This is a genomic window from Shewanella sp. WE21, from assembly GCF_002966515.1.
Taxonomy (GTDB): Bacteria; Pseudomonadota; Gammaproteobacteria; order Enterobacterales; family Shewanellaceae; genus Shewanella; species Shewanella oncorhynchi.
In genome coordinates this window covers 5,152,136-5,174,796 of the sequence record NZ_CP023019.1, presented here as the reverse complement: position 1 = coordinate 5,174,796, position 22,661 = coordinate 5,152,136, and the positions used below count along the sequence as shown (strand labels likewise).

Below are 22,661 nucleotides of genomic sequence, written 5' to 3'. Positions count from 1 at the left end.
TTTATTGTGGTCGAAAAATCCTATCACGTGGTGCCCCTAGTTCTAATGTTCTTACATCGAGTTCAAGTTAAGTAAATTTTATCAGGAGAATATGAGTAAAGAACATCTACTTGAGTTGCTTTCATGTTAAGAAATGTTAATTTTACAAACAGGGTTCACAAGTATTGCTCTGGTTTATCTTTATGATTTTATAGGGTTTAAATTAGTTTATTATTTTTTGGAACAAAAAGTAATAACCCGAAAGATTCATTTTTGTCTAAAAAAACACCTTTCGTAAAAAATTTCATTATTAACGCTTCTTTACACTAGTTTTTAGTCGCCTGAAATGTTGACACAGGTCAACATTTTGTGAAATGATGCCAGCGGGTCTATGCCTGTAAGGGCGTAGGAAAGGGAAGAAAAAACTAAGAATCACAAGAGAAAGACGAACTTACAGGAATTTTTTCGGCAAGTATTTATGCCTTGTCGTTATGTTGCTGGTAAGTTAAACCTTTTTATTCACTTCAAATTGGTTGGGAACTATGTCCAAGGTAAGCAATAGAACAAAAATCGCTACTGCACTTGTTGGCGTGCTGGCATTAGCGAGCAGCAGCTTAGTAGTTGCAGATCCTCTTACCGACGTGCAGAAAGCGGATAGTATGATCCATGCTGATGCTGCTGCGTCGCAAAAGAACGTTGATAAGTATTTCGATCAAGCACAAGACATGCTTTTTGAGTATGGTTCTGTTGCAGATGAGCGCGAATCACTGAAATCATATAACGATTATGTTGCCAGCTTAGTCGCTGATCAACAAAAGACAATGGATTCAGTGCAGGGTGACATCAATGGTGTTGATAAACTTCGCCAAGGTGTTGTGCCATTAATGTTTAAAATGGTTGAATCATTAGAACAGTTTGTTCAATTAGATTTACCTTTTAATTCTGAAATACGTACGAATCGTGTTAATGAGCTGAAAAGACTACTTAATACTGCAGAAGTAACACTAGCAGAAAAATATCGTCTAATTCTTGATGCTTATAGTATTGAGCGCGAATACGGTAGTGCTGTTGCCGTTAACCAAGGTAAGTTAAACCTAGATGGTAAAGAAGTGTTGGTTGACTTCTTTAACTTAGGTCGTGTTGCTCTTTATGCACAGAGTTTAGATCAAAAGACTGGCTGGATGTACAACCCAGAATCTAAGGGTTGGGATAAGTTAGATGACAGCTATTTGCGTGAACTGACTAAAGGTATCCGCATTGCCCGTAAACAAGGCGCTCTAGATCTATTCGCATTACCAATTCCTGCTGCGGAGACTGCACAATAATGAAGAAGTTAATTACTACAGCTGTCTTGGCTGCAAGTTTCTCTTTAACTGCTGGTATGGTAAGCGCTGCTGATGCGCCTAAGTCAATTGACCAATTGTTGCAACAAGTTAAAGTTGAGCGTGCTGCTGAAGGTAAAGTTAATAGCAAGCGTGAGCAAGAGTTTCAAGCAGAGCGTGGCGATAAGGCCGCTTTACTGCAAAAAGAAAAAAATGCGTTGGCTGCTGAAAAGCAACGTGGTAAAGATTTGAACCAAGCGTTTTTAGATAACGAGCGTAAAATTGCTCAGTTAGAAGAAGATCTAAAAACGGCTCAAGGTGACTTGGGTGAGATGTTTGGTGTAGTTAAAGGTGAAGCCGGCGATTTCGCAGGTAAACTGGCAAGTTCAAACATTAGTGCTCAATTTCCAAATCGCGATAAATTTATTGCTGATTTAGGTGCCCGTAAGCAATTACCAAAAATTGAAGAGTTAGAACAATTCTGGCAAGAGCAGCTATTTGAAATGGCGCAATCTGGCAAAGTGGTTAAGTTTGAAGGTTCTGTTACCGAAATTGATGGTAGCGTGAAAACAACGACTATTCATCGTATTGGTGCTTATAACTTAACGGCTGATGGTAAATATATTGTATATAACCCTGAATTAGGTTTAGTACAACAGCTGTCTCAACAACCTGAAGGCTACCAAGTTAGCGCAGTTGCTAAATGGGAAGAAACGGCTTCTGGTACAGCACCTTTCTATATTGACCCTGCTCGTGGCGTACTGTTAAACATATTTACTAACAAAGCTAGCATGGAAGATCGTATCGAGTCAGGCGGTACAATTGGCTATATTATTCTGATATTACTTGCTATTGGTTTATTAATTGCGGTTGAGCGTTTCATTGTGCTGGCAGCTATCGGTGCAAAAGTTAAACGCCAAGCTAAAAATGTTGATAATCCAGGTAACAATGCCCTTGGTCGTATCTTGAAGGTTTACCATGAAAACAAAGATGTTGATGTTGAAACATTAGAGTTGAAGTTGGATGAAGCTATTCTGAAAGAAACGCCTGCATTAGAAGCTCGAATTTCAATTTTGAAAGTCATTGCAGCTATCGGTCCAATGTTAGGTCTGCTAGGTACAGTAACAGGTATGATTGCGACCTTCCAAAGTATCCAACTGTTCGGTACTGGTGATCCAAAACTGATGGCGGGTGGTATCTCTATGGCTCTGGTTACTACAGTGCAAGGTCTAGTTGCGGCTCTGCCTCTGATGTTACTACATGCAATACTCGTTGCGCGTAGCAAATCAATCACCCAAATTTTGGAAGAGCAAAGTGCCGGAATTATCGCAGCACATGCTGAGAAGAGGGCTAACTAATGATGCTATACCTGATGGACATATGGGATTCCGTCAGGGGCTTCATGGCCGCTGGAGGAAACGTCCTTTGGTTGGTTGCGTTTGTATTGTTCTTAATGTGGGTATTGATGCTTGAGCGTTATTGGTATCTTAATTGGATATCACCAAAGCAACATAAAGCTATCATATCTGCGTGGGATTCTAGAGAGGAAACCACCTCTTGGTACGCACACCGTATCCGTGAAGCTTGGCTGTCCCAAGCGAAGCAAGATTTGAATGCACGTATGCTGATGATTAAAACCTTAGTAGCTATTTGTCCTATGATAGGTTTGTTAGGTACCGTAACCGGTATGATTTCAGTGTTTGATGTGATGGCAGTTCAGGGGACGAGTAATGCTCGTTTAATGGCGGCTGGTATTTCAATGGCGACTATGCCCACGATGGCGGGGATGGTTGCAGCATTATCGGGAGTATTCTTTAGTACTCGTCTGGATGTAAAAATGAAAATCAGTTTAGAAAAGCTAAAAGACAGCATGCCGCACCACTAGAGAGAGATTGAACATGGCACGTAAAAAGCATTCCAGTGTAGACGAGGAAGCGCAAATTGATATGACACCGATGCTCGACATCGTGTTTATCATGTTGATCTTCTTCATTGTAACAACGTCATTTGTGAAACCTTCTGGTTTGGATTATAACAAACCTAAAGCTTCGCAAGCGACTTCAAAGCCTTCGGCTAACATCTTTATCGGCGTCAGTAAAACAGGCGTGATTATGATGGAAAACCGTCAGGTTGATATCGAACGTGTAACAGCAAACGTTGAGCGCATGCTGGCTGAAGCTCCTGAGGCTGCGGTATTGATTCAGGCAGATAAAGACGCAACGCATGGCCTAGTTGTTAAAGTTCTAGACCAAGTCAAAGCGGCTGGTATAGATAAAATTTCGGTATCTGCGGGGAACGATTAATATGCTAAGAGCACTAGTATCGATCATTATTGGTGCTGCTGTGACTTTTGGTCTGTTCGCTTTTATGGCGTTCTTGGTCGGTGGCGGCGCACAACGCGGCGAAACATCGGCCGAGACCCCTGTAATTGAAATCACTATGGATAGACAGGATTCAAAAGCACAGAATAAGCCAAGGGTAGTGCCTAAGCCACCACCACCGCCAGAACAGCCACAGAAGCCTGAGGCAACGCCGCCAGAATCTTCGAGCAATATTGACACAGCGATGTCGTTCAATATGGGTGGTGTAGAAGCTGGAGGTCACTCAACAGGTGGTTTTAAATTAGGCAATATGATGACTCGCGATGGTGATGCTACACCTATCGTTCGTATCGAACCTCAGTATCCAATTGCTGCGGCGCGTGATGGTAAAGAAGGTTGGGTACAACTTCGTTTTACCATTAACGAACTCGGTGGTATCGACGATGTTGAAGTTATTCAAGCAGAACCAAAACGCTTATTTGATAAAGAAGCGATTCGTGCACTGAAGAAGTGGAAGTACAAGCCAAAGATTGTTGATGGCAAGCCATTGAAACAACCTGGTATGACAGTACAACTAGACTTCACCTTAGATAAAGGAGGCAACCAATAATGCGTAATGTTAATAAAATCGCAGTTCTATTATTGCTTTCTGTTTGTGGCGGTTCATTAACTCTTTCATCTGCAGTCGCAGAAGAAAAGTGTGCTATCGACAAACGTCAATCTAAAGCTGTGGGTGAAAGCGCGGCGAAGAAAGTTCAGAAGTCATTTGAAGCTTATACCAATGGTCAGGTCGATGAAGCTATTGCTATTTTGCTAGAGGCAAATGCCAAGAACGACTTCGACAAAGCCTATGTTGCACGTATGTTGGGTAACTTTTATGCCGAGAAAGGCAAAATGGATACCGCGATCAAGTACCTAAAACAAGCTGTTGAAGCTGATATTTTAGGTGGTACAGATCATGCTGCAACTATGCGTCTTTATGCTGATTTGCTATTACAAGAGAAAAAGTTTAAGGAAGCGATTCCTTATTATTACAAGTGGATGGAATTTACTTGTAAAGCCGATTCTCAAATGTATCGCCGTATTGGTATTGCGCATTCAGAACTGAAGCAGTGGGATAAAGTGATTGAAGTGGCCGACAAAGGTCTTTCATTAGCTGAAGCTCCTGACAAAGGTCTGTATCAAATGAAGCTGACTGCTTACTTCAATCAGAAGAAGTACAAGAAAGCTGTTGGTGTGTTAGAAGTCATGGTGCCTTTATTCCCGGATGATGGCAGATTGTGGGTTCAATTAGCACAGTTTTATTTGATGGTTGAAGACTATGACAAGTCTCTTGCAACTTACGATTTGGCTTATAGAAATGGTTTCTTGGATAGCGCGGGCAACATTACGCGTTTAGCGCAGTTAATGGCACAAAAAGGTGCTCCTTATCAAGCCGCTAAAATTTATCAGAAACATATGAAATCAGGCATGATCGCTGAGGACGCTAAGTCTTTAGAGATTTTGGCGGGTTTCTATCAAAATGCGAAAGAGTTTAAGCAAGCTGCTGAGTATTACGGTAAAGCTGCAGCCATCAGCAATGATGGCAAGACTTACTTGAAACAAGGTCGCTTATTAAACTTGAATGAACAATATACAGCTGCGATCCCTGTGCTTGAAAAAGCCATATCAATGGGTATTGAGCATCCTGGTGAAGCAAACTTTGAATTAGCTTTGGCTCATTTAAGTTTGAAACAGTATAAGTCGGCTTATAACCGTGCAGTGTTAGCTGCTAATGATAAGAAGACACAGAAGAGTGCAAATAGCTATATCTCTTATATTAAAGAGAAAGCTCGTATGCATAATATCACGCTGTAATCAGTTCGCCATTTAGCGTTTGAATCGAAAGCCCCGCAAGGGGCTTTTTCTTTGGTATCAATAAACCTATTTACTGTAATCGGATTAAAGCTTGGGATTGATCATGATTTTTTTCAAGCTGTTGTGAAAGTTGGCTGACATTACTGAAGAGTGACTCTATTTTACTTTCCTGTGTAGGTAGGCAAATACAGGCAGCCAGTTTATAGTCGATTGTCAGTTTATGATGTTTACCAAAATCTTGGTTAAAGTCAGATATTTGCTGTTCTATTCGCTTTAACACTACTTCCGTTCCCACCTCATCTATATTGAACAAACCCAACGCAAAGTGATTGTGATCTAGCCTAGCAATCATATCTGTTGCTCTTAATAGCGCTTCTTGCACTTGTTTAGTAAAGAATTCGAGTAAATGGGGTTGTTTGACGGTTTCATGAATGTGAGGGCACAGATACAATAGTGCCAAGCTTTGGTGGTCTCTCATGTGACGATGCCATTCTCGGTTGAATACTTCCATGAAATAGGTTTGGTTATAGACTCCAGTTTCAGGATCCCTGAAACCTGAGTTGCGGAACGAGTAGATCATAGATTAACTCCGATAGCAGACCTTGAACTAAGTATAGAAACAGTTCTGCAATAGCGGGCCAAAAAGGAGAAATATTAAAATGAAATTGGGTTTATTGGCAGGTTCGATAGCGTTAATCTTCACCCTTCAAGGTTGTTCTAAACCTGAAGTCACTGCAGTTCAACAAAATAGCTCGGCTAATACGACAGCAGTGCAGGGCGAAACACAAACGGCAGAGCAGCGTTACTTAGCGCTTGTGGATGCTTATTTTAAAGATTACCTAAAGCTTGAGCCCATCTACGCCACTTTTGTCGGTGTTAATGACTATAACGCCGATTTCGGCGGGGATTTAACTGAGGATTACCTTAAGGCTCGTCATGATCTTAACACTCACTATTTAGCTCAGGTGCGTGCGATAGATCCAAAGCAACTGCCTGCGGATCTACAGTTGAGTTATGACCTGTTCGTCTATGACCGTGATATGGCGTTAGTGGACGAAACTTTCCCTTCACGCTTTATGCCGATAAGCCAGTTCTATAGCACTGTCATTACTATGGTGCAGCTGGGAAGTGGCGAAAGTGCACAACCTTTTAAGACTGTCCAAGATTATCGTAATTGGGAACAGAGAGTCGATGGTTTCATCAAGTGGGTCGCACTTGCTGAAAATCGTATGAATCAAGGTATTGAAAGTAAAGTGGTACTACCTCGAGTGTTGGTAGAGCGCATTATTCCTCAGTTAGATGCTATGTTAACGACGGATGCGACTCAGAGCATTTTTTACTCGCCAATCCAGCATTTTCCCGAAAGTTTTTCAGAGCAAGATAAAGCGGAATTGACCACCCGTTATCAAGCCATGATAGCCGAGCGTATCGTGCCAGCGTTAACGAACTTACGCGATTACTTTAAGCAAACCTATTTACCTAAATCGCGGGCGACTGATGGTTGGTCAGGTTTGCCTAACGGTAAAGCTTGGTATCAGCATCTGGCGAACTCACATACGACCACCACTATGTCTGTAGATGAAATTCATCAAATTGGTTTAGGTGAAGTGGCGCGAATTTTATCTGAGATGGATAAGGTGCGTGAACAGGTCGGTTTTAAGGGCGATTTGAAGGCTTTTTTTGCGTCTTTATCTTCAGAGCCGCAGTATTTCTATAGCGATCGCCAAGGCTTGATTGATGGCTATATGGTATTAAAAGATAAAATCAATCATGTATTGCCTAACTACTTTAATGTGATGCCAAAGGCTGATTATGTGGTTAAGCCGGTTGAAAGTTTTAGAGAACAATCGGCAGCGGGTGCCTCTTATGAAGCGCCTGCGGTGGATGGTAGCCGTCCAGGGGTGTTTTATATCAACACTTATAACCTCAAAGCACAGCCTAAGTGGGGGATGACGACCTTATCTTTGCACGAAGCAGCTCCTGGGCATCACTTCCAAATCGCGATCAAACAAGAGCTGACTGGTGTGCCTGAGTTCCAGCGTTTTAGCGGTTATACCGCTTTCGAGGAAGGTTGGGCACTTTATGCTGAATACTTAGGTATTGAGATGGGGCTATTTACCGATCCTTACCAGTATTTTGGTAAGCTTTCCGATGAAATGCTGCGTGCAATGCGCTTAGTGGTTGATACTGGCCTTCATTCTAAAGGTTGGAGTCGTGAACAGGCGATTCAGTACATGAAAGACAACTCGCCTATGGCTGAGAGTGACATAGTCGCTGAAGTGGAGCGCTATATGGCGATCCCTGGTCAAGCTTTGTCTTACAAGGTCGGTCAGTTGAAGATTTTGGCACTGCGTGCCCGCGCAGAAAAAGCCTTGGGTGATAAATTTGATCTTAAAGCGTTCCACGATCAAATCCTCACCTCAGGTTCATTACCCATGGCGGTCATGGAAAACAAGATCGATCGTTGGATTGCGTCGAAACAAGCTTAGCCGTGTAAGATGCCGTTAATTGACTTTGTTGTCAGTGACGGCATTTTAAGACTTTTTTATTCAACAGAAAGTTTTTATACTGTTGATTCAAAACCTGTTAAAACGAATGTTTTAGTGGGAACTCAATGATATTTGGGGCAAATGTCTCATGATCCTTACAGGAGTTTTACTATGGTCCAGGCAACAGCAAGACATTTGTTAGTCAGCAGTGAAGAGCAGTGTCAAGCGCTGAAACAGCAAATAATGGAAGGCGCAGATTTTGCTCAAATTGCTCGCGCGCACTCTTCTTGCCCATCAGGTGCCCAAGGCGGCGAATTGGGGTCATTTGGTCCTGGCATGATGGTCAGAGAGTTTGATGAAGTGGTTTTTAGTGCACCATTAAATGAAGTACAAGGACCCGTGAAAACGCAATTTGGCTTTCATTTACTTGAAGTGACCAGCCGCGCGTAAGTTTTGCCGCTTATCTAATACAGCTTGTTTGATACGGCAGCGTTTGCTGCCGTTTTGTTTTATATGCTCATCACGGAGTCACTATGCTGGAACTCTACACTGATAGATTGAAACTCAGGAGCTTACAAGATAGTGATTGGGAACATTTTTATGCACTGCATAACGATCCTGAGATTAATCGTTTTGTGCGCGTTCCAGAGTCGCAAGAGGTGATCCGCAGTAAGTTTCAGCAACGTTCTGATACTTGGTTCTACGGTTCTGGCGATTGGCTGACCTTAGTGATTGAGACAGTTGATACTGGGCAGTTTATCGGTTTAACGGGCCTCTATTGTCAAAGTTTCGAGGAACAGCGTGCCGAAGTGGGTTATTTACTGGCGGCCGAGGGGCACGGAAAAGGTTATGCGACTGAGAGCTTAATGGCGGTCATTGATTGGGCCTGTTTAAGTTTTAATGTACATAAATTTGTTGGGCATTGTGCTAAAGATAATCACGCATCGGCACGAGTACTCGAAAAGTGTGGTTTTCGGCTTGAAGGTTTACTCAGGCAGCAATTCAAAATAGGTGAAAACTGGCTCGATGAATCAGCCTTTGGCCTACTCGCCGATGAAAGACGTCTCTAGCCAAATTATCTTCAGCGAATTTTGTACTGTGCTGGTATAATGCCGCAGGTTTATTTTTAGAAGGCGTGTATTAAGTGGCGCAAATTAATCAATTGGCTTTGCATTCTGGCGAAGATTTCATTGAATTGTACAAAGTATTAAAAGTGCAAGGCATGAGCAATGCGGGTGGTGAAGCCAAACATTTTATCGACGAAGGTCAAGTCACTGTGAATGGTGAAGTTGAAACTCGTAAACGTAAAAAAATTATCGCGGGCGACATCGTCAGCTTTAATGGTGAATCAGTTCAAATCATTGCGGCAGAATAAGCCTGAAACAGTGGAGCAAGAAATGCAATTTCCAGATGATGACAATGGTAAAATGCTGGCCGCAATGGCTGAAGCGGGAATCGATTTAACTAAAGAGTTAGATGTTGATTTCTTTTTGGTTTTTGATGACCAACGCGATGCTGAAACTGCGTTAGAAGAATTAACAAATTCTGACTTGGAAGGCGAGCTTGAGCTGAATCTGAATGATGAGCTTGGTAAGTGGGAAATCATTGTTTGTCTCAATATGGTGCCTGAGTACGATACATTGGTTGAACAAGAAGTCATGCTAAATGATTTTGCTGCCGAATTTGGCGGCATGACTGACGGTTGGGGCGTAATGCAACATCAAGACGGTGACGATGAGTTTATGGACGATGATGACCATGACCATGTTCACGGTGAGCATTGCAATCACTAATTCTGATGCGCTTTAAGCCTTGAATCTAATAAACCACCTTTTGGGTGGTTTTTTATTGGTGTTTTTATGCGCTCAGTTAGTGATCTCAATATCCTCGTTTGGCACTTATAGCGTTATTGTGCCTCGCTTGAACTGAGATACGTTTAATGCAGATTAATGACGATAGGGCGCAAAAATCTCTAATAACCAGTCGATAAAAGCTTGAGCTTTTAACGGCAGGCTTGGGGATTTTGGGGTGAGTAAATAATATCGATAGGGACTGGTGAAGGGGGCGTCGAAGGGGATGACTAAGCTGCCGTTTGCCAGTTGTTCTTCGATGAAGAATCGCGGAATAAGTGCTGCGCCCATGCCACTCGCAGCCGCTTGACTCAACATATAAAAATGCTCGACACCAAAGGTTTGTGCTTGGGTGAGTGTTAAACCCACCTTTTCCGCCCAATACTCCCAAAGTTCGGGTCTTGTGGTGTGTTTCAGTAACGTGACGTGATTAATGTCCTCGATATTTTGCAGTTTAGGCGCTAGTGAAGGCGCGCAAACTAAGCATAAATCCTCATCCATCAGCTTGATATAATTCGCGCCCTTCGGGATAGCAGTGCTACTACGGATCGCAATATCATAACGACCTTGGCTAAAATCCACGGCAAAGTCGCCAATGGATAAGTCGACATACAAGTGTGGATGGCGGGATTTAAACTGCTCCATTCTTGGAATGAGCCAATTGATGGTTAAGCTTGGCAGCACATTGATGGCTAAAGTTTGCGGCTTAGTGGGCTGACGGCGCAAGTCACTGGTAGCACTAGATAATGTTTGCAGAGCGGCTTGAACATGGGGTAAATAGCGTTTGGCTTCATCGGTTAAACCAACTTTTTTGTGTAAACGTACAAAGAGCGCAAAACCTAAATAATCCTCCAATACTCTGATTTGTTTGCTGACTGCGCCATGGGTGACATGCAACTCCTTGCTAGCTAATGTCATGCTCTGTAAACGTGCTGCGGCTTCGAAGGCACGGAGAGAATTGAGGGGCGGTAGTTCGGCAAACATTTTATTTCCTACTGCTGGAAAATCAGAACAGGACTCGGGATTTTGTGTGAGTTTATCTCACGCTGTGGCGACAATAACTCCTTTGCGTTTATTTGGCAAACGCAGTCTAATGTTCGGCAATCACTCTCTTTTTTATCAGAAGAATAATAAATCATCATGGAATTTGAACTGACTCTACAAATCGCAGCGATACTTTTTGCCGTCGCTATGGTGGCTGGTTTTATTGACTCAATCGCCGGTGGCGGAGGCTTGCTGACCATTCCTGCACTTATGTGGGCAGGCTTGCCGCCTGCGGTTGCCTTAGGGACAAATAAGCTGCAGGCCTGTGGCGGCAGTTTTTTTGCGAGTTTGTACTTTGTCCGTAAAGGGCTGGTTGATCTTAAATCCGTTAAGTTAGCCTTGATTTGTGCATTTATCGGTGCGGCATTGGGTACGATTCTAGTTCAACTGGTCGATACTGAAGTGCTGGAGTTGATGTTACCTTTTTTGATTTTGGCTATTGGTTGTTACTTTTTATTTTCGAAAAAGATTTCTGAAGATGACAAACATCAAGTGCTAACACCTACCGCATTTGCCTTTACTGCGGCATTGGGCGTGGGATTGTACGATGGCTTTTTTGGCCCTGGTACTGGGAGCTTTTTTGCGCTGGCCTTTGTATCGCTAGCGGGGTTTGGTTTGGCGAAGGCAACTGCCCACGCAAAACTACTTAATTTCTCCACTAACATTGCTTCGCTGATCTTCTTTGCCTTGGGCGGAAAAGTGATTTGGTTATTAGGATTAGTCATGCTGGCAGGGCAAGCGATTGGTGCAACCTTGGGTTCTCGTCTCGTGGTCACTAAAGGTACAAAGATTATCAAGCCATTGGTGGTGACTATGTCCCTTGCTATGAGTTTTAAACTTTTGGCGAGCCAATATAATTTATTTTCGTAAACTCTTTGATATTAAGCATTTTATAAAACTCACTCATCAATAGACGCTCTTTAAGCTGCGAATGAGTGTATCTTAGTGGCGTCCATCTTGGCTCAAAAGTTAAGCTGAGGTGGATATCATCCAAAAGATCCGCCAAATGACGACTTAAAACGTCTCATCCTACTTTGAGTTAGGTGTACTCTTTCAAGTTTTTTGAATAGTATTACCTGTCATTTTTAATACACTTTTTGGGCTTCTTATTGTTTTGGTATGTATTTTAAATATTGTGTACATATTTAATCCGATTGATATAAGTGCAGTGTCTATCTTGCCAATCTTATTTGCATCGACGGGCGGCATGTGCGCTCGGGTTTAGCGCCACCACTTCTTTAAAAGAGCGATTATGAAATTTATCCACACCTCGGACTGGCACATAGGTCGTCAATTACACAATCAATCACTACTGGATGATCAAGCCTTTGTGCTCGAGCAAATTATTGCTCTAGCGGATGAATACAAGGTGGATGCCGTGATTGTGGCGGGGGATATTTATGACAGATCGATTCCGCCTGCGAATGCGGTTGCGCTGTTAGATGATGTGCTTAACCGCTTAGTGCATGATTTAGGCCTGCAAGTCATTATAATTGCAGGTAACCACGATGGTCACGAGCGCTTAGGTTTTGCAGCAAAACAAATGGCGGCAAGTGGGTTACATATTATTGGCCCTTTGAGTGCTGATATTCATCCCATTACTTTGTCGAGTTCAAGCGGTGATGTGGTGTTTTATGCCTTGCCCTATGCCGAACCTGCCACAGTGCGCCAAGTTTTTGAGTGTGAGGCGGCAAGCCATGAGGCCGCAATGACGCTATTGCTTGAACAAGTACGCCAGCACGATAGCCAAGGTTTGCCGAAAGTGGTAATAAGCCATTGTTTTTTGGATGGTGGTAGCGAGTCAGAATCTGAGCGGCCACTGAGCATTGGTGGCGCCGATAAAATATCGCCAACGCTATTTACTGAGTTTGATTATGTCGCCCTTGGGCATTTGCACGGACCGCAATACAAAGGTGCAGAGCATGTGCGCTACTCAGGATCGATTTTGAAGTATTCCTTTAGCGAACAACATCAACATAAGTCGGTGACCTTAGTCGAACTTAGTGCAAAAACGCCAGCAAATATCCGCTTATTGCCATTAACGTCGATACGCGATGTCCGTATCTTAGAAGGGGAGTTAGCCACATTACTCGCCCAAGGTAAAACGGATATCAAGCGTGAGGACTACCTTATGGTCAGACTCCTTGATAAACATGCCATTTTAGATGCTATGGGTAAATTGAGAGCCGTTTACCCTAATGTGCTGCATTTAGAGCGGACGGGTCTGATGGCGGGGCAGCAACAAGTCACCTTGAGCCGAGATCATATCAAAAAAGGCGAGATGGACATGTTCCGTGACTTTTTCTCTCAAGTGTCCGGCGAGTCATTAACACAAGCACAGCAAGCCGTGATGGATGAACTCCTGACTAAGCTACACAATGAGGAGCACCAAGCATGAGACCACTTAGCCTTTCCATGTCAGCCTTTGGCCCCTTTGCATCGATTCAACAACTTGATTTTACGGCCTTGGGGACTAATCCGTTATTTTTGATTAATGGACCCACTGGTGCGGGTAAGACGACCTTGCTCGATGGTATTTGCTTTGCTCTCTATGGCAAAACCACTGGTAATGAGCGTGAAGGCAGCCAGATGCGCTGCGATATGGCCGATGATAGTCTGCTAACAGAAGTCACTTTTAGTTTTCAGTTGGGTAATTGCAGTTATCGTATTCGCCGTGTGCCAGAGCAAGACAGGGTTAAAAAAAGCGGTGACGGCTCAACGGTGCAGAAGCCCGAAGCACAGTTATATAAGATAGACGCCGCGGGTAATGAAAGTTTGCTTGTAGCGAGCAAAGTCTCTGAGGCAACCGCTGAGATTGAAGCCTTAACTGGCCTCGATGTGGAGCAGTTTCGCCAAGTGATGGTGTTGCCGCAGGGGAAATTTCGCGAATTGTTAATGGCAGACTCCAAAGCAAGAGAACTGATATTTAGTCAGCTATTTCAAACGCATATATACCGACGTATTGAAGATTCCTTAAAAAGTAAGGCTGCAGATATCCGCGCCTTAGTGAAAGATCAACGCAGCCGCCGTGATGGCATTTTACAAAGTGCGGGTTTAGCATCCGATGACGAGCTTAGCTGTGAATTAGCCAAGCTTACGCCAGAACTTGAAACAGCCCAAAGTGCGAAAGAACAGGCATTACAGCAGCAACAATGGGTGATAAAAACCAGCGATGCCGCCCAGCATTTATTGGCCGAATTTGTGCAGTTTGATGCCTTAACTCAAACGGTTGCTGCGCTTGATGCACAGCAAGAAAACATGGCTGCGCAAACCTACAAACTGAATTTGGCTAAACAGGCGCAGCACTTGGCACCCATGCTTGAGGTGTTTGTGGCCCGTGAGCAGGAAGCCAAGGCGGCAAGTCTTGCCCTTGAACATGCGAAAACAGCATTAACTAATGCTAAAAAAGCCTTCGATAACGCAGAGCTTAAGGCTGCTGATTTGCCCGTGTTGGAAGCGTCGTTACTTGAACAGGAACAGGTTAAACAGCAACTGAATGCCTTAGGGCCGCAGCTCAGGGAATTGGATAGGCTTAATAAAACCCTTGAACAAGAGCAAACGGAGCTCATTAGCGCGAAAACACAACTTCAGAACAGCAAAAATGAGTTAACCACCGCAGTCCAAAAACGCCGTGAATTGGAATCCGCTCTGCCGCAACTACAGGCCAATAGCGAAACTCGCCTCTCATTGCAACAAGCGCATCAGCAGCAACAGCAGTTATTGTCTACCTATCAGCAATGGCAACAAGTGGCGGCAAGGGTATCGTCGACACAGGCAAAACTTGTTGAGGCTAAAGTCAAAGGGCGACAACTCAGTGCTCAGCATCAGCAAGCACAGGTTGCATATAAAGCCTTATTGTTGACTTGGCATCAAGGGCAGGCCGCTATTTTAGCGCGGCAATTACAGCAAGATGAACCTTGCCCCGTTTGTGGCAGCCAAACACATCCACAGCCAGCACAAAGCCAAGAGCTACTCCCAAGTGATGAAGCGCTGCAATTAGCACTAGAGGCTGAAACGAATGCTCAAGAAATCCTGAGCAAAGCCAGAGCGGAATATCGTGGGCTACAAACGCAGTTAGAAACCTTGCAACAGCAAGCACAAGATCTCGCGGTCCAATTGGGCACTGCGGTTGATATTCCTTTAGACGAACATACACATACCTTGTCGCAATACGCTTTCTCACTCACTCAAGCGGAGCAAGCCCATCAGCAGTTACAGCTGTTACAGCAAGAGATTACATTGTTGCACGCACAGGAAACGCATCTACAACAAAAGCTAGAGCAAGGACAAACACACGACAGTGCACTGCAATCTAAAGTGGATCTATTGCAGGGGCAGTTAGCGCACATGCAGCAAAGTGTTCCATCTGCGCTTGCAACGCTTGAGGCCTTAACTGCAGCAATCGCGCAAAATCAGCAAAGTATCAGCCAAATTAAGCAACAGATCACTAGTGTTAGGGATCTCCAACAACAGACTGGCCAATCTTTTGTTGCGGCTAAAGCGGCACTTAATGGTGCTGAAAATGCTGCTGAGGCGGCATTAGCCCAGCAAACGCGTGCACAGCAGCAACTCAATCAGCAATTAGTCGCAGCAGGTTTTGCCGATCAACAGGCCTTATTTGAGGCCATGCTGGATGAAGAACAACAGCGTGCATTAGCCAGCGAAATTGAGGCTTACCAGCAGCGCAGTGCTTTGACCAAGGCACAGTGCGAGCAGTTAGCGCTTAAGCTTAAAGATAAAGTGCCACCTGATAGCATTAAGCTGGCTGCTGAGCTTGAGTTCGCGCAGCAAGCATTACACGCAGCAGAGCAGGCATGGCAGTTGCTTCACACGCGCACAGTATTACTGATGCAAACCCAAACCCAGCTGAGTATTGCCGATGCAAAAGCTAAGGTTTTGGAAGATGAATATGCGGTTATCGGCACCCTTGCCGATGTCGCTAATGGAAATACAGGTAATAAGATCAGTCTGCAACGTTTTGTGTTAAGCGTACTGCTTGACGATGTGTTGTTAGAGGCAAGCCACAGGCTACACCTAATGAGCAAAGGGCGTTATCGTTTACTACGTAAGGAAGATAGGGCCAAGGGCAACAAAGCTTCTGGGCTCGAATTAGAAGTAGAAGATGCTTATACCTCCAAAGTGCGTCCTGTGGCCACCTTAAGCGGTGGTGAAAGTTTTATGGCAGCATTATCTATGGCGTTAGGCCTATCTGATGTAGTGCAAGCCTATGCAGGTGGTATTAAACTCGATACTTTATTTATCGATGAAGGCTTTGGCAGTTTAGATCAAGATTCTTTAGAACTGGCCATTCGGACCCTGATGGATTTGCAATCCTCTGGCCGCATGATAGGGGTGATCTCGCACGTGTCGGAAATGAAAGAGCAGATAAATACCCGCATCGACATCAATAAAACCTCACATGGGAGCGAAATGACGATAGTTTTGCCTTAGTTGCTCATTCTCACAGAGTGCGATAAATAACAAATTGTTTTATAAGTGTTATTTATTGTATCTCCTGTGTGTTTAACATTCGGATAATACACACAAAGTGAGTTGGAAATGCCAACTAGCGCATGTTTTTCATTAATGGTACAACAAAAGAGTGAAATAGCGTTTGTCATAATCGGTTTTTTGATATAAGTTGGAAAAAATTCGGGCTTCCCTCAAAGGGACTGGTCAAAAATAGAACGCAAAGTTAACGAAAGGTGAAAAGCGTTGCAAACAGGCAAACCCAACTTTATCAACTTATCGCAAACCCGTTTGCAGAACTTATCATCGACCCAAAAGAACATTCTATTAATGGGTAGTTTGTTGATGGGTGCTGCGATGTTGATGCCGAATAATAACCATGTTACGCCAACTGCTCAGCGTATCCCTGTTGTTCTCGATATTGAAAATATTCTCCCTCAAGTTTCTGAACCTGAAGTCCTAGATCAAGCTGCACTCATTAATAATGCTCCCCAGTTTGAGCGAATTATCGTTTCCGGTGATACCTTAAGTGGGTTATTTTCCAAGGCGGGTGTTGATCAGCAGACTATGTATAAGGTTTTAGAAGCTGATTTAAACATTTTGGCACTTGATACCTTGTTACCTGGTAACAGAATGCAATTTTGGCTTGATAGTGAAGGTCAGTTACAAAAATTAGAACTTTATTTTAACGCTGCCCGCCAAGTGGTTTTTACGCGTTATGAAGACGGTAGTTTTAATGTTGAAGAAGTGAACGTTGAAGGTGTTTGGCAAAATCGAATTTTGACTGGCGATATTAAAGGTTCTTTCTACGTTTCAGCCCAAAAAATGGGCTTAGCCGCTGCAGATATTCAGCGAATTGAAGATTTACTCAAAGAAAAATTGAATTTTGCCCGTGATTTACGAGCTGGCGACAAATTCTCAGTTTTGGTAAATGATCAATATGTTGAAGGTGAACCGACGGGAAGTAGCCAAATTTTAGGCGTCAGTATTAAAAGTGGCCGTTCTGAAATTAGTGCATATCAATATTCTGATGGTAGTTATTATGATGCTAAAGGTCAGAGTTTAGTTCGGGCATTCCAACGTTATCCGTTAGCTAAACAACCGCGTATGAGTTCACGTTTTAACAGCCATCGCAAACACCCAATCACAGGGCGTATTTCTCCCCATAATGGAACAGACTTTTCTGTGCCGATCGGGACTAAAGTTGTTGCACCTGGTGATGGAATTGTCAGTTTAGTGACGGACCATCAGTTTGCTGGTAAGTATATTGTGATTGAACATGGTGGTAAGTACCGTACCCGTTACCTACATTTGTCTAAGGCGTTAGTGCGTAAAGGTCAACGTGTAACTCGCGGTCAAGTGATTGCTTTATCTGGTAATACAGGTCGTTCGACTGGCCCGCATTTGCATTATGAATTCCATATCAATGGTAAACCTGTTGATCCGTTGAAAGCCGATATTCCTATGTCGAGCAAGTTAGCGAATCAAGATTTACGCACATTCACTAATATGGTGAAGAGTCGTGAAGCTATAATGAACTTAGGTTAGCCAAACCTAAGCTAATAGAATTTATAGTATCAAAGTTTGAATAAACAATAGCACTGACTTGCTAGAAGAGTTTATCAATGCCGATGAAATGAAAATTTCATCGGCATTTTTGTTTCCACAATACTTATTATGGTAGACATTTTCCTGCTATCACGAGTACTGTTCGAGTTGTATAAAAGCTTAAAATTTGTTCGACTCGAAGTCGTGGCGATAAAACATAAGGGGATAAAATAGATAGGATCTTCAGTTAGAAGTGTTATAGCGAGTCATTCAAAAGGTTGTGAAGAGGAAAATTGTGCGGCTGAAGAGCTTATAACGTTTTTTATTAAGGACTGAACAGAGAACCCAATATGCAGTGCTAAATCGTGCCTATCAGCTTGCGTGGCGCCTTTGCATCACTTTTAATGCGCACTTGCACAATTTACCTTTTAATGCGGGACAGCCACCACAGGGTGATTTTTTAAAGGGACGTAATGCAAAGCTGTGTTCCGTGGGTAAAGGAGAAAGTCGAGTAATAATAGTCGATGAAAATGTCGCATCATTTGCGGCAATAAACTTAGCTTTCGCGAGTTTTAATTGTTTTTTGAGTGTTGATTTATTGCTATGGGCAAATTCTTGCTGAGCAATATGTTTAGAGAGTAATTGGGTGAGGTGCTTTCGTTGAGCCTTTTTATTCGTCAAAGATTTATCAGTCAGGGTGTTCAGACGAGATAAGGATGGAATCACTTTTCCTGAACTTGAAACAGATTTCGCCTGTGTTTTGAGTAACTTTTTAGCTTGTTTTTTACACCATTTGCTCAAAAGTTTATCGATATTCTGTTTCGTCATTGTCATTACTGAGTTCTCCTGCGTGAGATACTTCAGCATTCTAAATGAAAACTATTATCAGTCAAGTTTTGGGCGAAAAATATACGAAGGTTAGGTGTCGACTTTATCTGTAGAATAAGGGGATATGTTAGCGTCGATGCAAGTCAATAATAAGCGCAAATCAAATTCAAACTGGTGATAATCCGGCTCCATGTGGGTACACAAATTATAGAAAGCTTTGTTGTGATCTTTTTCTTTTAAATGGGCTAATTCATGTACTACGACCATACGCAACAAAGGTTCTGGCACACGCTTTAAACGCGAAGAAATGCGAATTTCGTTCTTCGCTTTGATTTTATTGCCTTGAACTCGTGCTACGTAAGAATGCAAGCCAAGTGCATGATGGCTAATATTAATTTTGTCATCAAATATCACTTTTGAGAGCGGGGAGGACTGGCGTAAAAATTGATTTTTAATCGTCTGAGTATAGTCGTACAGCGCTTTATCGCTACGAACGCTATGTATGACAGGATGACGTTTCAGCAATAGCTTGGGTAATGTGCCAGCATCGAGATGTTGCTGTACCTGCTGCTGAATATCAAGGCTGTAACCGTTTAAGTACTTTAATGGATTCATAGAGGATTTAGCCCCGAATGACTTCGGAGCCTGAGTTCATCACATTACTTATACTTTGCCAAAAATTCGGCGATTTTGATGGGCATAAGCGGCTTCGAAAGCTAACTGCTGTACTTTTTTAAGATCTAAACTATCGAAATCAACTTGGGGTGGATTGCGCTTATTTTGCTCTTTAATAGTGACAGGAGACAATAGACTGACAGGTAATTCCCCTAATTGAATGGCTGCTTCAAGTTTAAAGCTTGTCGCTGAACCCGCGAGTTTACCTTTTTGCTCACGTTCTATGATGACAACTTCATCAACGCGATAATCTTGCATAAGCTTATGAAAAGCGAAGTGAAACTCACGAATAGCTTCTGTGGTAGCAGATTGGGAAACGGTGAAAGACACCTTACGGCATTCTGGCACATTGAAGGTTTCACCTTCATAGCTCAATAAACTGATAATGGCTTCGCCACCTTTTAATTCAACACCACAAACTCTCATGTTACACCTTCAAAATATCGATAATAGCGCTATTGTAGCTGGAAATGACCTGAGGATCAGCGTTTACCATGCGCTTTTGATTCGCTTGGCGACAGACTGATAATTTTAGTATGTCAATTTCCAGTATTAGATCATACCTATGTGATTTGTATCAGAGATAATATCTGATGTTAAATCCACCGGCCTTTATGCATAAATTAGTTTTAAACTTCTTCAGTATCATTGTCTTGCAGTAATTGTGCCGCAGCAGGTTTTCTACGCATAGGAGCATCGCCAACATCCACGCCCGTGATGAAACGCTTATCCCGCGACGGTGCTGGTGTGGTTGCTTTGGTTCTTTTGCTCTTACCTTTAGCAAGCTCCGCTTTAGCAACACGTTTTACTGGCGTCTGTTTAGCTTTGCTTTTTAGACCACTAAATTTAGCTTCTAGGCCTGGAATTGTGCTTATCTCAAAGGTTTTTCTGAGGAAGACTTGGACTTTCTTAAAGTTGTCCCAATCTTTTGGCCCGACGAGCGATATCGCATCACCTTTTGCGCCTGCACGACCAGTACGGCCGATACGATGCACGTATTCTTCGGCAAATTTAGGCATGTCGAAGTTAACGACCAAGGACACATTGAGCAAATCCAGACCACGAGAGGCGACATCGGTTGTCACTAGTACTTGTTGTTGGCCACGGGCAAATTGGTCCATGATTTGGTTTCGTGCGGATTGCTTTAAATCACCGCTGAGGGCGGCGGTTGCAAAACCTTGCGCGGTTAATTTAGCTGCTAAGCGCTCAGTATCTGGACGCGTCGCGGTAAAAATAATCACTTGTTTATGGGTTTCATCTTTGAGCAAACGGGCTAATAACGCTTCTTTATGGTCTAAGTGGTCACATAAAAAGATACGTTGATGAATATCGTTATGCTCAGAGTGAGCCGCGCCAATCGCCACGTGCGCTGGATTTTTTAGTAATGTTGCTGCGATATCATTGATTTCGTCGTGATCTAACGTGGCAGAAAACATCAGCGTTTGACGGCGTTTATGATCGGCTGCATCGTTGATGGCTTTTAACTGCGGGGCAAAGCCTAAATCTAACATGCGGTCGGCTTCATCGAGGACTAATAACTCTAAGCCATTGAGAAAAAGATGCTTCTGTTCTAAATGATCGGCGATACGGCCTGGAGTCGCGACAATAAAATGCGGTTCTTTCGCTAAGGCTTTGGCTTGGTCATTAAAGTTTTCACCGCCCAGTACGCTGATGGCCTTGTATTGGGTGTTGGCGACAAGGAGGCGAAGCTGACTATAAACCTGATGTGCTAGTTCGCGAGTCGGTAATAAAATCAAGACTCTAGGATCACGTTTCGACAGTGAGCGGGTAGAAATGACTCTTTGCAATGCGGGTAACAAAAACGCTAAGGTTTTACCTGAGCCCGTTTTTGATGACGCCATTAAATCTTTACCTGCCAATGCGATAGGCAGTGCTTGTTCCTGGATGGCGGTGGGTTCTGTGATCCCCATATGTTTTATGCTTTGAAGCAGACGCTGGTCCAGAGAAAAATCGGTAAATTGCAAAGGTATATCCCCAAAATCTTAGTAAGGGCAGATTATAGCCTTAATCGCCCTTGCTCAGCTATCCACATCGGTGATTATCTCTGCTTCATGCACGGATTGATGTAGAAAGTGTGCCATTTATGCTCTGTTGATTGTATTTATTTACATTGGTATTACAACCTCTTAATTGTGTCGTTTTTACCGATTGACAGTGGATATGGCAGGATTTTACGTTATCGTGTACTGCATTGAGTTACAGGAGAAATGATTTATGGCTAACGGAACAACCCCTTCGGTAGGTATTGCCTTGGGTAGTGGGGCGGCGAAAGGTTGGGCACATATAGGTGTATTGAATGGTTTAGCTGCCATGGGTATTAAGCCCGATAAAGTGGCTGGATGTTCGGTAGGGGCTTTAGTGGGTGCCGCTTACGCCCATGATCATTTACCCGAGTTAGAAAAATGGGTGCGCGGTTTTTCTAGTTGGGACGTGCTTGGCTTGATGGATATTCGATGGCGTAAAGGCGGGCTTATCGGCGGAGACAAGGTGTTCGATGTGCTGCATGCACGTATAGGAGATGTGAATATTGAAAATCTCAATCGTCCCTTTGCAGCCGTCGCGACTGACTTATACTCTGGTCAGGAAATTTGGTTTACTGAAGGGGATTTACGGCAAGCGGTACGGGCCTCTTGCTCCATGCCGGGGATTTTAGCCCCGGTCAGACAAGGAGAACGCTGGTTAGTCGATGGTGCTGTAGTGAATCCTGTTCCTGTTTCGGTCAGCCGCGCCATGGGCGTTGATGTGGTGATTGCAGTGGATTTATATGGCTATCATTCTGGGCGTATCCAAGTGTTACCCGTGAATATGACCAGCCAAAGGACTGTCCAAGCTGAAATGGATATGCCAGCGCGACAAGAAACGGGCTTTATGGATTTATTCGCCCGTGGCCGAGATTATGTCAGCAACCTTACCGATAAGTTTTCACTCGGCACTAAATCGAATCCGGGGATGATTGCTGTGATGTCACAATCTATGGGTATTTTAGAGCAAAGGCATAAGCGGGCGCGGTTGATGGGCGATCCACCAGATATTTGTATTGTGCCAGAGGTGGGAAATATCGGCACTATGGAGTTTCACCGTGCTGATGAGGCGATTGCCGCCGGCGAAGCTGCGGTGGAGAAAGTCGCCCACTTGATTGAAGCTGCGCTCTGGAAAGGCTGATGATGCAAAATGTAGAGTCAAAAGCTTTCATATAGATAGCGTTTGATTGCAAGATAAACAAAAGTCGGTATCACTTTTGCGATACCGACTATTTGC

At 43.5% G+C, this 22,661-nt stretch carries 22 protein-coding genes; 16 read left to right on the top strand and 6 right to left on the bottom strand.

The features are described 5' to 3' along the window. The first annotated feature begins 521 nt into the window (after positions 1-521). Genes CKQ84_RS23315 through CKQ84_RS23290 form a run of 6 tightly spaced genes read left to right on the top strand, consistent with a single transcriptional unit; the run spans position 522 to position 5,479 of the window. Positions 522-1,304, top strand: coding sequence for a DUF3450 domain-containing protein (locus CKQ84_RS23315; protein WP_105252918.1), 783 nt, complete (start codon positions 522-524; stop codon positions 1,302-1,304). Further along, a complete protein-coding gene (locus tag CKQ84_RS23310; RefSeq protein WP_105252917.1) occupies positions 1,304-2,659 on the top strand; it encodes a MotA/TolQ/ExbB proton channel family protein in 1,356 nt (451 codons plus the stop codon). The genes CKQ84_RS23315 and CKQ84_RS23310 overlap by 1 nt, the downstream gene beginning before the upstream one ends. After that, a complete protein-coding gene (locus CKQ84_RS23305) occupies positions 2,659-3,186 on the top strand; it encodes a MotA/TolQ/ExbB proton channel family protein (protein WP_081729046.1) in 528 nt (175 codons plus the stop codon). The genes CKQ84_RS23310 and CKQ84_RS23305 overlap by 1 nt, the downstream gene beginning before the upstream one ends. Positions 3,187-3,199: 13 nt before the next feature. Next, positions 3,200-3,604: a biopolymer transporter ExbD gene (locus CKQ84_RS23300; RefSeq protein ID WP_028760438.1), complete on the top strand. Its 405-nt coding sequence runs from the start codon at positions 3,200-3,202 to the stop codon at positions 3,602-3,604. A gap of 1 nt (position 3,605) precedes the next feature. Then, a complete protein-coding gene (locus CKQ84_RS23295; protein WP_028760437.1) occupies positions 3,606-4,232 on the top strand; it encodes an energy transducer TonB in 627 nt (208 codons plus the stop codon). Beyond that, complete coding sequence (locus CKQ84_RS23290) at positions 4,232-5,479, top strand: tetratricopeptide repeat protein (protein WP_105252916.1); 1,248 nt, start codon at positions 4,232-4,234, stop codon at positions 5,477-5,479. The genes CKQ84_RS23295 and CKQ84_RS23290 overlap by 1 nt, the downstream gene beginning before the upstream one ends. A gap of 70 nt (positions 5,480-5,549) precedes the next feature. On the opposite strand, the gene CKQ84_RS23285 is transcribed toward CKQ84_RS23290, so the two are convergent. Then, the gene (locus CKQ84_RS23285) at positions 5,550-6,059 is read right to left on the bottom strand and encodes a diguanylate cyclase (protein ID WP_028760435.1); all 510 of its coding nucleotides are present in this window, start codon (positions 6,057-6,059) and stop codon (positions 5,550-5,552) included. A gap of 79 nt (positions 6,060-6,138) precedes the next feature. Here CKQ84_RS23285 and CKQ84_RS23280 point away from each other — a divergent pair, with 79 nt between their 5' ends. The 5 genes from CKQ84_RS23280 (at position 6,139) to CKQ84_RS23260 (ending at position 9,761) form a co-directional block, all read left to right on the top strand. Next, complete coding sequence (locus tag CKQ84_RS23280) at positions 6,139-7,968, top strand: DUF885 family protein (RefSeq protein WP_105252915.1); 1,830 nt, start codon at positions 6,139-6,141, stop codon at positions 7,966-7,968. Positions 7,969-8,139: 171 nt separating this feature from the next. After that, complete coding sequence (locus CKQ84_RS23275; protein ID WP_028760433.1) at positions 8,140-8,418, top strand: peptidylprolyl isomerase; 279 nt, start codon at positions 8,140-8,142, stop codon at positions 8,416-8,418. 83 nt (positions 8,419-8,501) lie between these two features. Continuing rightward, positions 8,502-9,038: a GNAT family N-acetyltransferase gene (locus CKQ84_RS23270; RefSeq protein ID WP_028760432.1), complete on the top strand. Its 537-nt coding sequence runs from the start codon at positions 8,502-8,504 to the stop codon at positions 9,036-9,038. A gap of 74 nt (positions 9,039-9,112) precedes the next feature. Next, complete coding sequence (locus CKQ84_RS23265) at positions 9,113-9,343, top strand: RNA-binding S4 domain-containing protein (RefSeq protein ID WP_028760431.1); 231 nt, start codon at positions 9,113-9,115, stop codon at positions 9,341-9,343. A 22-nt stretch (positions 9,344-9,365) separates the two neighbouring features. Further along, complete coding sequence (locus tag CKQ84_RS23260) at positions 9,366-9,761, top strand: ribonuclease E inhibitor RraB (protein WP_105252914.1); 396 nt, start codon at positions 9,366-9,368, stop codon at positions 9,759-9,761. A 153-nt stretch (positions 9,762-9,914) separates the two neighbouring features. Here CKQ84_RS23260 and CKQ84_RS23255 read toward each other — a convergent pair whose 3' ends face one another. After that, positions 9,915-10,802, bottom strand: coding sequence for a LysR family transcriptional regulator (locus CKQ84_RS23255; RefSeq protein ID WP_105252913.1), 888 nt, complete (start codon positions 10,800-10,802; stop codon positions 9,915-9,917). A gap of 156 nt (positions 10,803-10,958) precedes the next feature. Here CKQ84_RS23255 and CKQ84_RS23250 point away from each other — a divergent pair, with 156 nt between their 5' ends. From CKQ84_RS23250 to CKQ84_RS23235, 4 genes are all read left to right on the top strand, one after another. Continuing rightward, a complete protein-coding gene (locus CKQ84_RS23250) occupies positions 10,959-11,732 on the top strand; it encodes a TSUP family transporter (RefSeq protein ID WP_028760428.1) in 774 nt (257 codons plus the stop codon). A 382-nt stretch (positions 11,733-12,114) separates the two neighbouring features. Further along, positions 12,115-13,260 (top strand): exonuclease SbcCD subunit D, encoded by a 1,146-nt coding sequence (locus CKQ84_RS23245; protein ID WP_105252912.1) that lies wholly within the window; start codon positions 12,115-12,117, stop codon positions 13,258-13,260. Further along, on the top strand, positions 13,257-16,313 hold the full coding sequence (locus tag CKQ84_RS23240) for an AAA family ATPase (protein ID WP_105252911.1): 3,057 nt from the start codon (positions 13,257-13,259) through the stop codon (positions 16,311-16,313). The genes CKQ84_RS23245 and CKQ84_RS23240 overlap by 4 nt, the downstream gene beginning before the upstream one ends. Before the next feature lie 264 nt (positions 16,314-16,577). After that, the gene (locus CKQ84_RS23235) at positions 16,578-17,879 is read left to right on the top strand and encodes a peptidoglycan DD-metalloendopeptidase family protein (protein ID WP_028760425.1); all 1,302 of its coding nucleotides are present in this window, start codon (positions 16,578-16,580) and stop codon (positions 17,877-17,879) included. Between the two features lie 372 nt (positions 17,880-18,251). Here CKQ84_RS23235 and CKQ84_RS23230 read toward each other — a convergent pair whose 3' ends face one another. From CKQ84_RS23230 to CKQ84_RS23215, 4 genes are all read right to left on the bottom strand, one after another. After that, positions 18,252-18,707, bottom strand: coding sequence for a hypothetical protein (locus CKQ84_RS23230; RefSeq protein WP_105253145.1), 456 nt, complete (start codon positions 18,705-18,707; stop codon positions 18,252-18,254). A 90-nt stretch (positions 18,708-18,797) separates the two neighbouring features. Further along, positions 18,798-19,322, bottom strand: a complete 525-nt coding sequence (locus CKQ84_RS23225; RefSeq protein ID WP_105252910.1) for a M48 family metallopeptidase — start codon at positions 19,320-19,322, stop codon at positions 18,798-18,800. A 48-nt stretch (positions 19,323-19,370) separates the two neighbouring features. Beyond that, a complete protein-coding gene (locus tag CKQ84_RS23220; RefSeq protein ID WP_028760422.1) occupies positions 19,371-19,808 on the bottom strand; it encodes a DUF3010 family protein in 438 nt (145 codons plus the stop codon). 203 nt (positions 19,809-20,011) lie between these two features. Further along, the gene (locus CKQ84_RS23215) at positions 20,012-21,367 is read right to left on the bottom strand and encodes a DEAD/DEAH box helicase (protein WP_105252909.1); all 1,356 of its coding nucleotides are present in this window, start codon (positions 21,365-21,367) and stop codon (positions 20,012-20,014) included. 250 nt (positions 21,368-21,617) lie between these two features. Here CKQ84_RS23215 and rssA point away from each other — a divergent pair, with 250 nt between their 5' ends. Further along, complete coding sequence (gene rssA / locus CKQ84_RS23210) at positions 21,618-22,565, top strand: patatin-like phospholipase RssA (protein WP_105252908.1); 948 nt, start codon at positions 21,618-21,620, stop codon at positions 22,563-22,565. Positions 22,566-22,661: the final 96 nt, after the last annotated feature.

What these genes read in the sequence shown, in the direction of transcription:
- CKQ84_RS23315 (WP_105252918.1), top strand. Translation starts at nt 522, where the DNA reads ATGTCCAAGGTAAGCAATAGAACAAAAATCGCTACTGCACTTGTTGGC.
- CKQ84_RS23310 (WP_105252917.1), top strand. Translation starts at nt 1,304, where the DNA reads ATGAAGAAGTTAATTACTACAGCTGTCTTGGCTGCAAGTTTCTCTTTA.
- CKQ84_RS23305 (WP_081729046.1), top strand. Translation starts at nt 2,659, where the DNA reads ATGATGCTATACCTGATGGACATATGGGATTCCGTCAGGGGCTTCATG.
- CKQ84_RS23300 (WP_028760438.1), top strand. Translation starts at nt 3,200, where the DNA reads ATGGCACGTAAAAAGCATTCCAGTGTAGACGAGGAAGCGCAAATTGAT.
- CKQ84_RS23295 (WP_028760437.1), top strand. Translation starts at nt 3,606, where the DNA reads ATGCTAAGAGCACTAGTATCGATCATTATTGGTGCTGCTGTGACTTTT.
- CKQ84_RS23290 (WP_105252916.1), top strand. Translation starts at nt 4,232, where the DNA reads ATGCGTAATGTTAATAAAATCGCAGTTCTATTATTGCTTTCTGTTTGT.
- CKQ84_RS23285 (WP_028760435.1), bottom strand. Translation starts at nt 6,059, where the DNA reads ATGATCTACTCGTTCCGCAACTCAGGTTTCAGGGATCCTGAAACTGGA.
- CKQ84_RS23280 (WP_105252915.1), top strand. Translation starts at nt 6,139, where the DNA reads ATGAAATTGGGTTTATTGGCAGGTTCGATAGCGTTAATCTTCACCCTT.
- CKQ84_RS23275 (WP_028760433.1), top strand. Translation starts at nt 8,140, where the DNA reads ATGGTCCAGGCAACAGCAAGACATTTGTTAGTCAGCAGTGAAGAGCAG.
- CKQ84_RS23270 (WP_028760432.1), top strand. Translation starts at nt 8,502, where the DNA reads ATGCTGGAACTCTACACTGATAGATTGAAACTCAGGAGCTTACAAGAT.
- CKQ84_RS23260 (WP_105252914.1), top strand. Translation starts at nt 9,366, where the DNA reads ATGCAATTTCCAGATGATGACAATGGTAAAATGCTGGCCGCAATGGCT.
- CKQ84_RS23255 (WP_105252913.1), bottom strand. Translation starts at nt 10,802, where the DNA reads ATGTTTGCCGAACTACCGCCCCTCAATTCTCTCCGTGCCTTCGAAGCC.
- CKQ84_RS23250 (WP_028760428.1), top strand. Translation starts at nt 10,959, where the DNA reads ATGGAATTTGAACTGACTCTACAAATCGCAGCGATACTTTTTGCCGTC.
- CKQ84_RS23245 (WP_105252912.1), top strand. Translation starts at nt 12,115, where the DNA reads ATGAAATTTATCCACACCTCGGACTGGCACATAGGTCGTCAATTACAC.
- CKQ84_RS23240 (WP_105252911.1), top strand. Translation starts at nt 13,257, where the DNA reads ATGAGACCACTTAGCCTTTCCATGTCAGCCTTTGGCCCCTTTGCATCG.
- CKQ84_RS23230 (WP_105253145.1), bottom strand. Translation starts at nt 18,707, where the DNA reads ATGACGAAACAGAATATCGATAAACTTTTGAGCAAATGGTGTAAAAAA.
- CKQ84_RS23225 (WP_105252910.1), bottom strand. Translation starts at nt 19,322, where the DNA reads ATGAATCCATTAAAGTACTTAAACGGTTACAGCCTTGATATTCAGCAG.
- CKQ84_RS23220 (WP_028760422.1), bottom strand. Translation starts at nt 19,808, where the DNA reads ATGAGAGTTTGTGGTGTTGAATTAAAAGGTGGCGAAGCCATTATCAGT.
- rssA (WP_105252908.1), top strand. Translation starts at nt 21,618, where the DNA reads ATGGCTAACGGAACAACCCCTTCGGTAGGTATTGCCTTGGGTAGTGGG.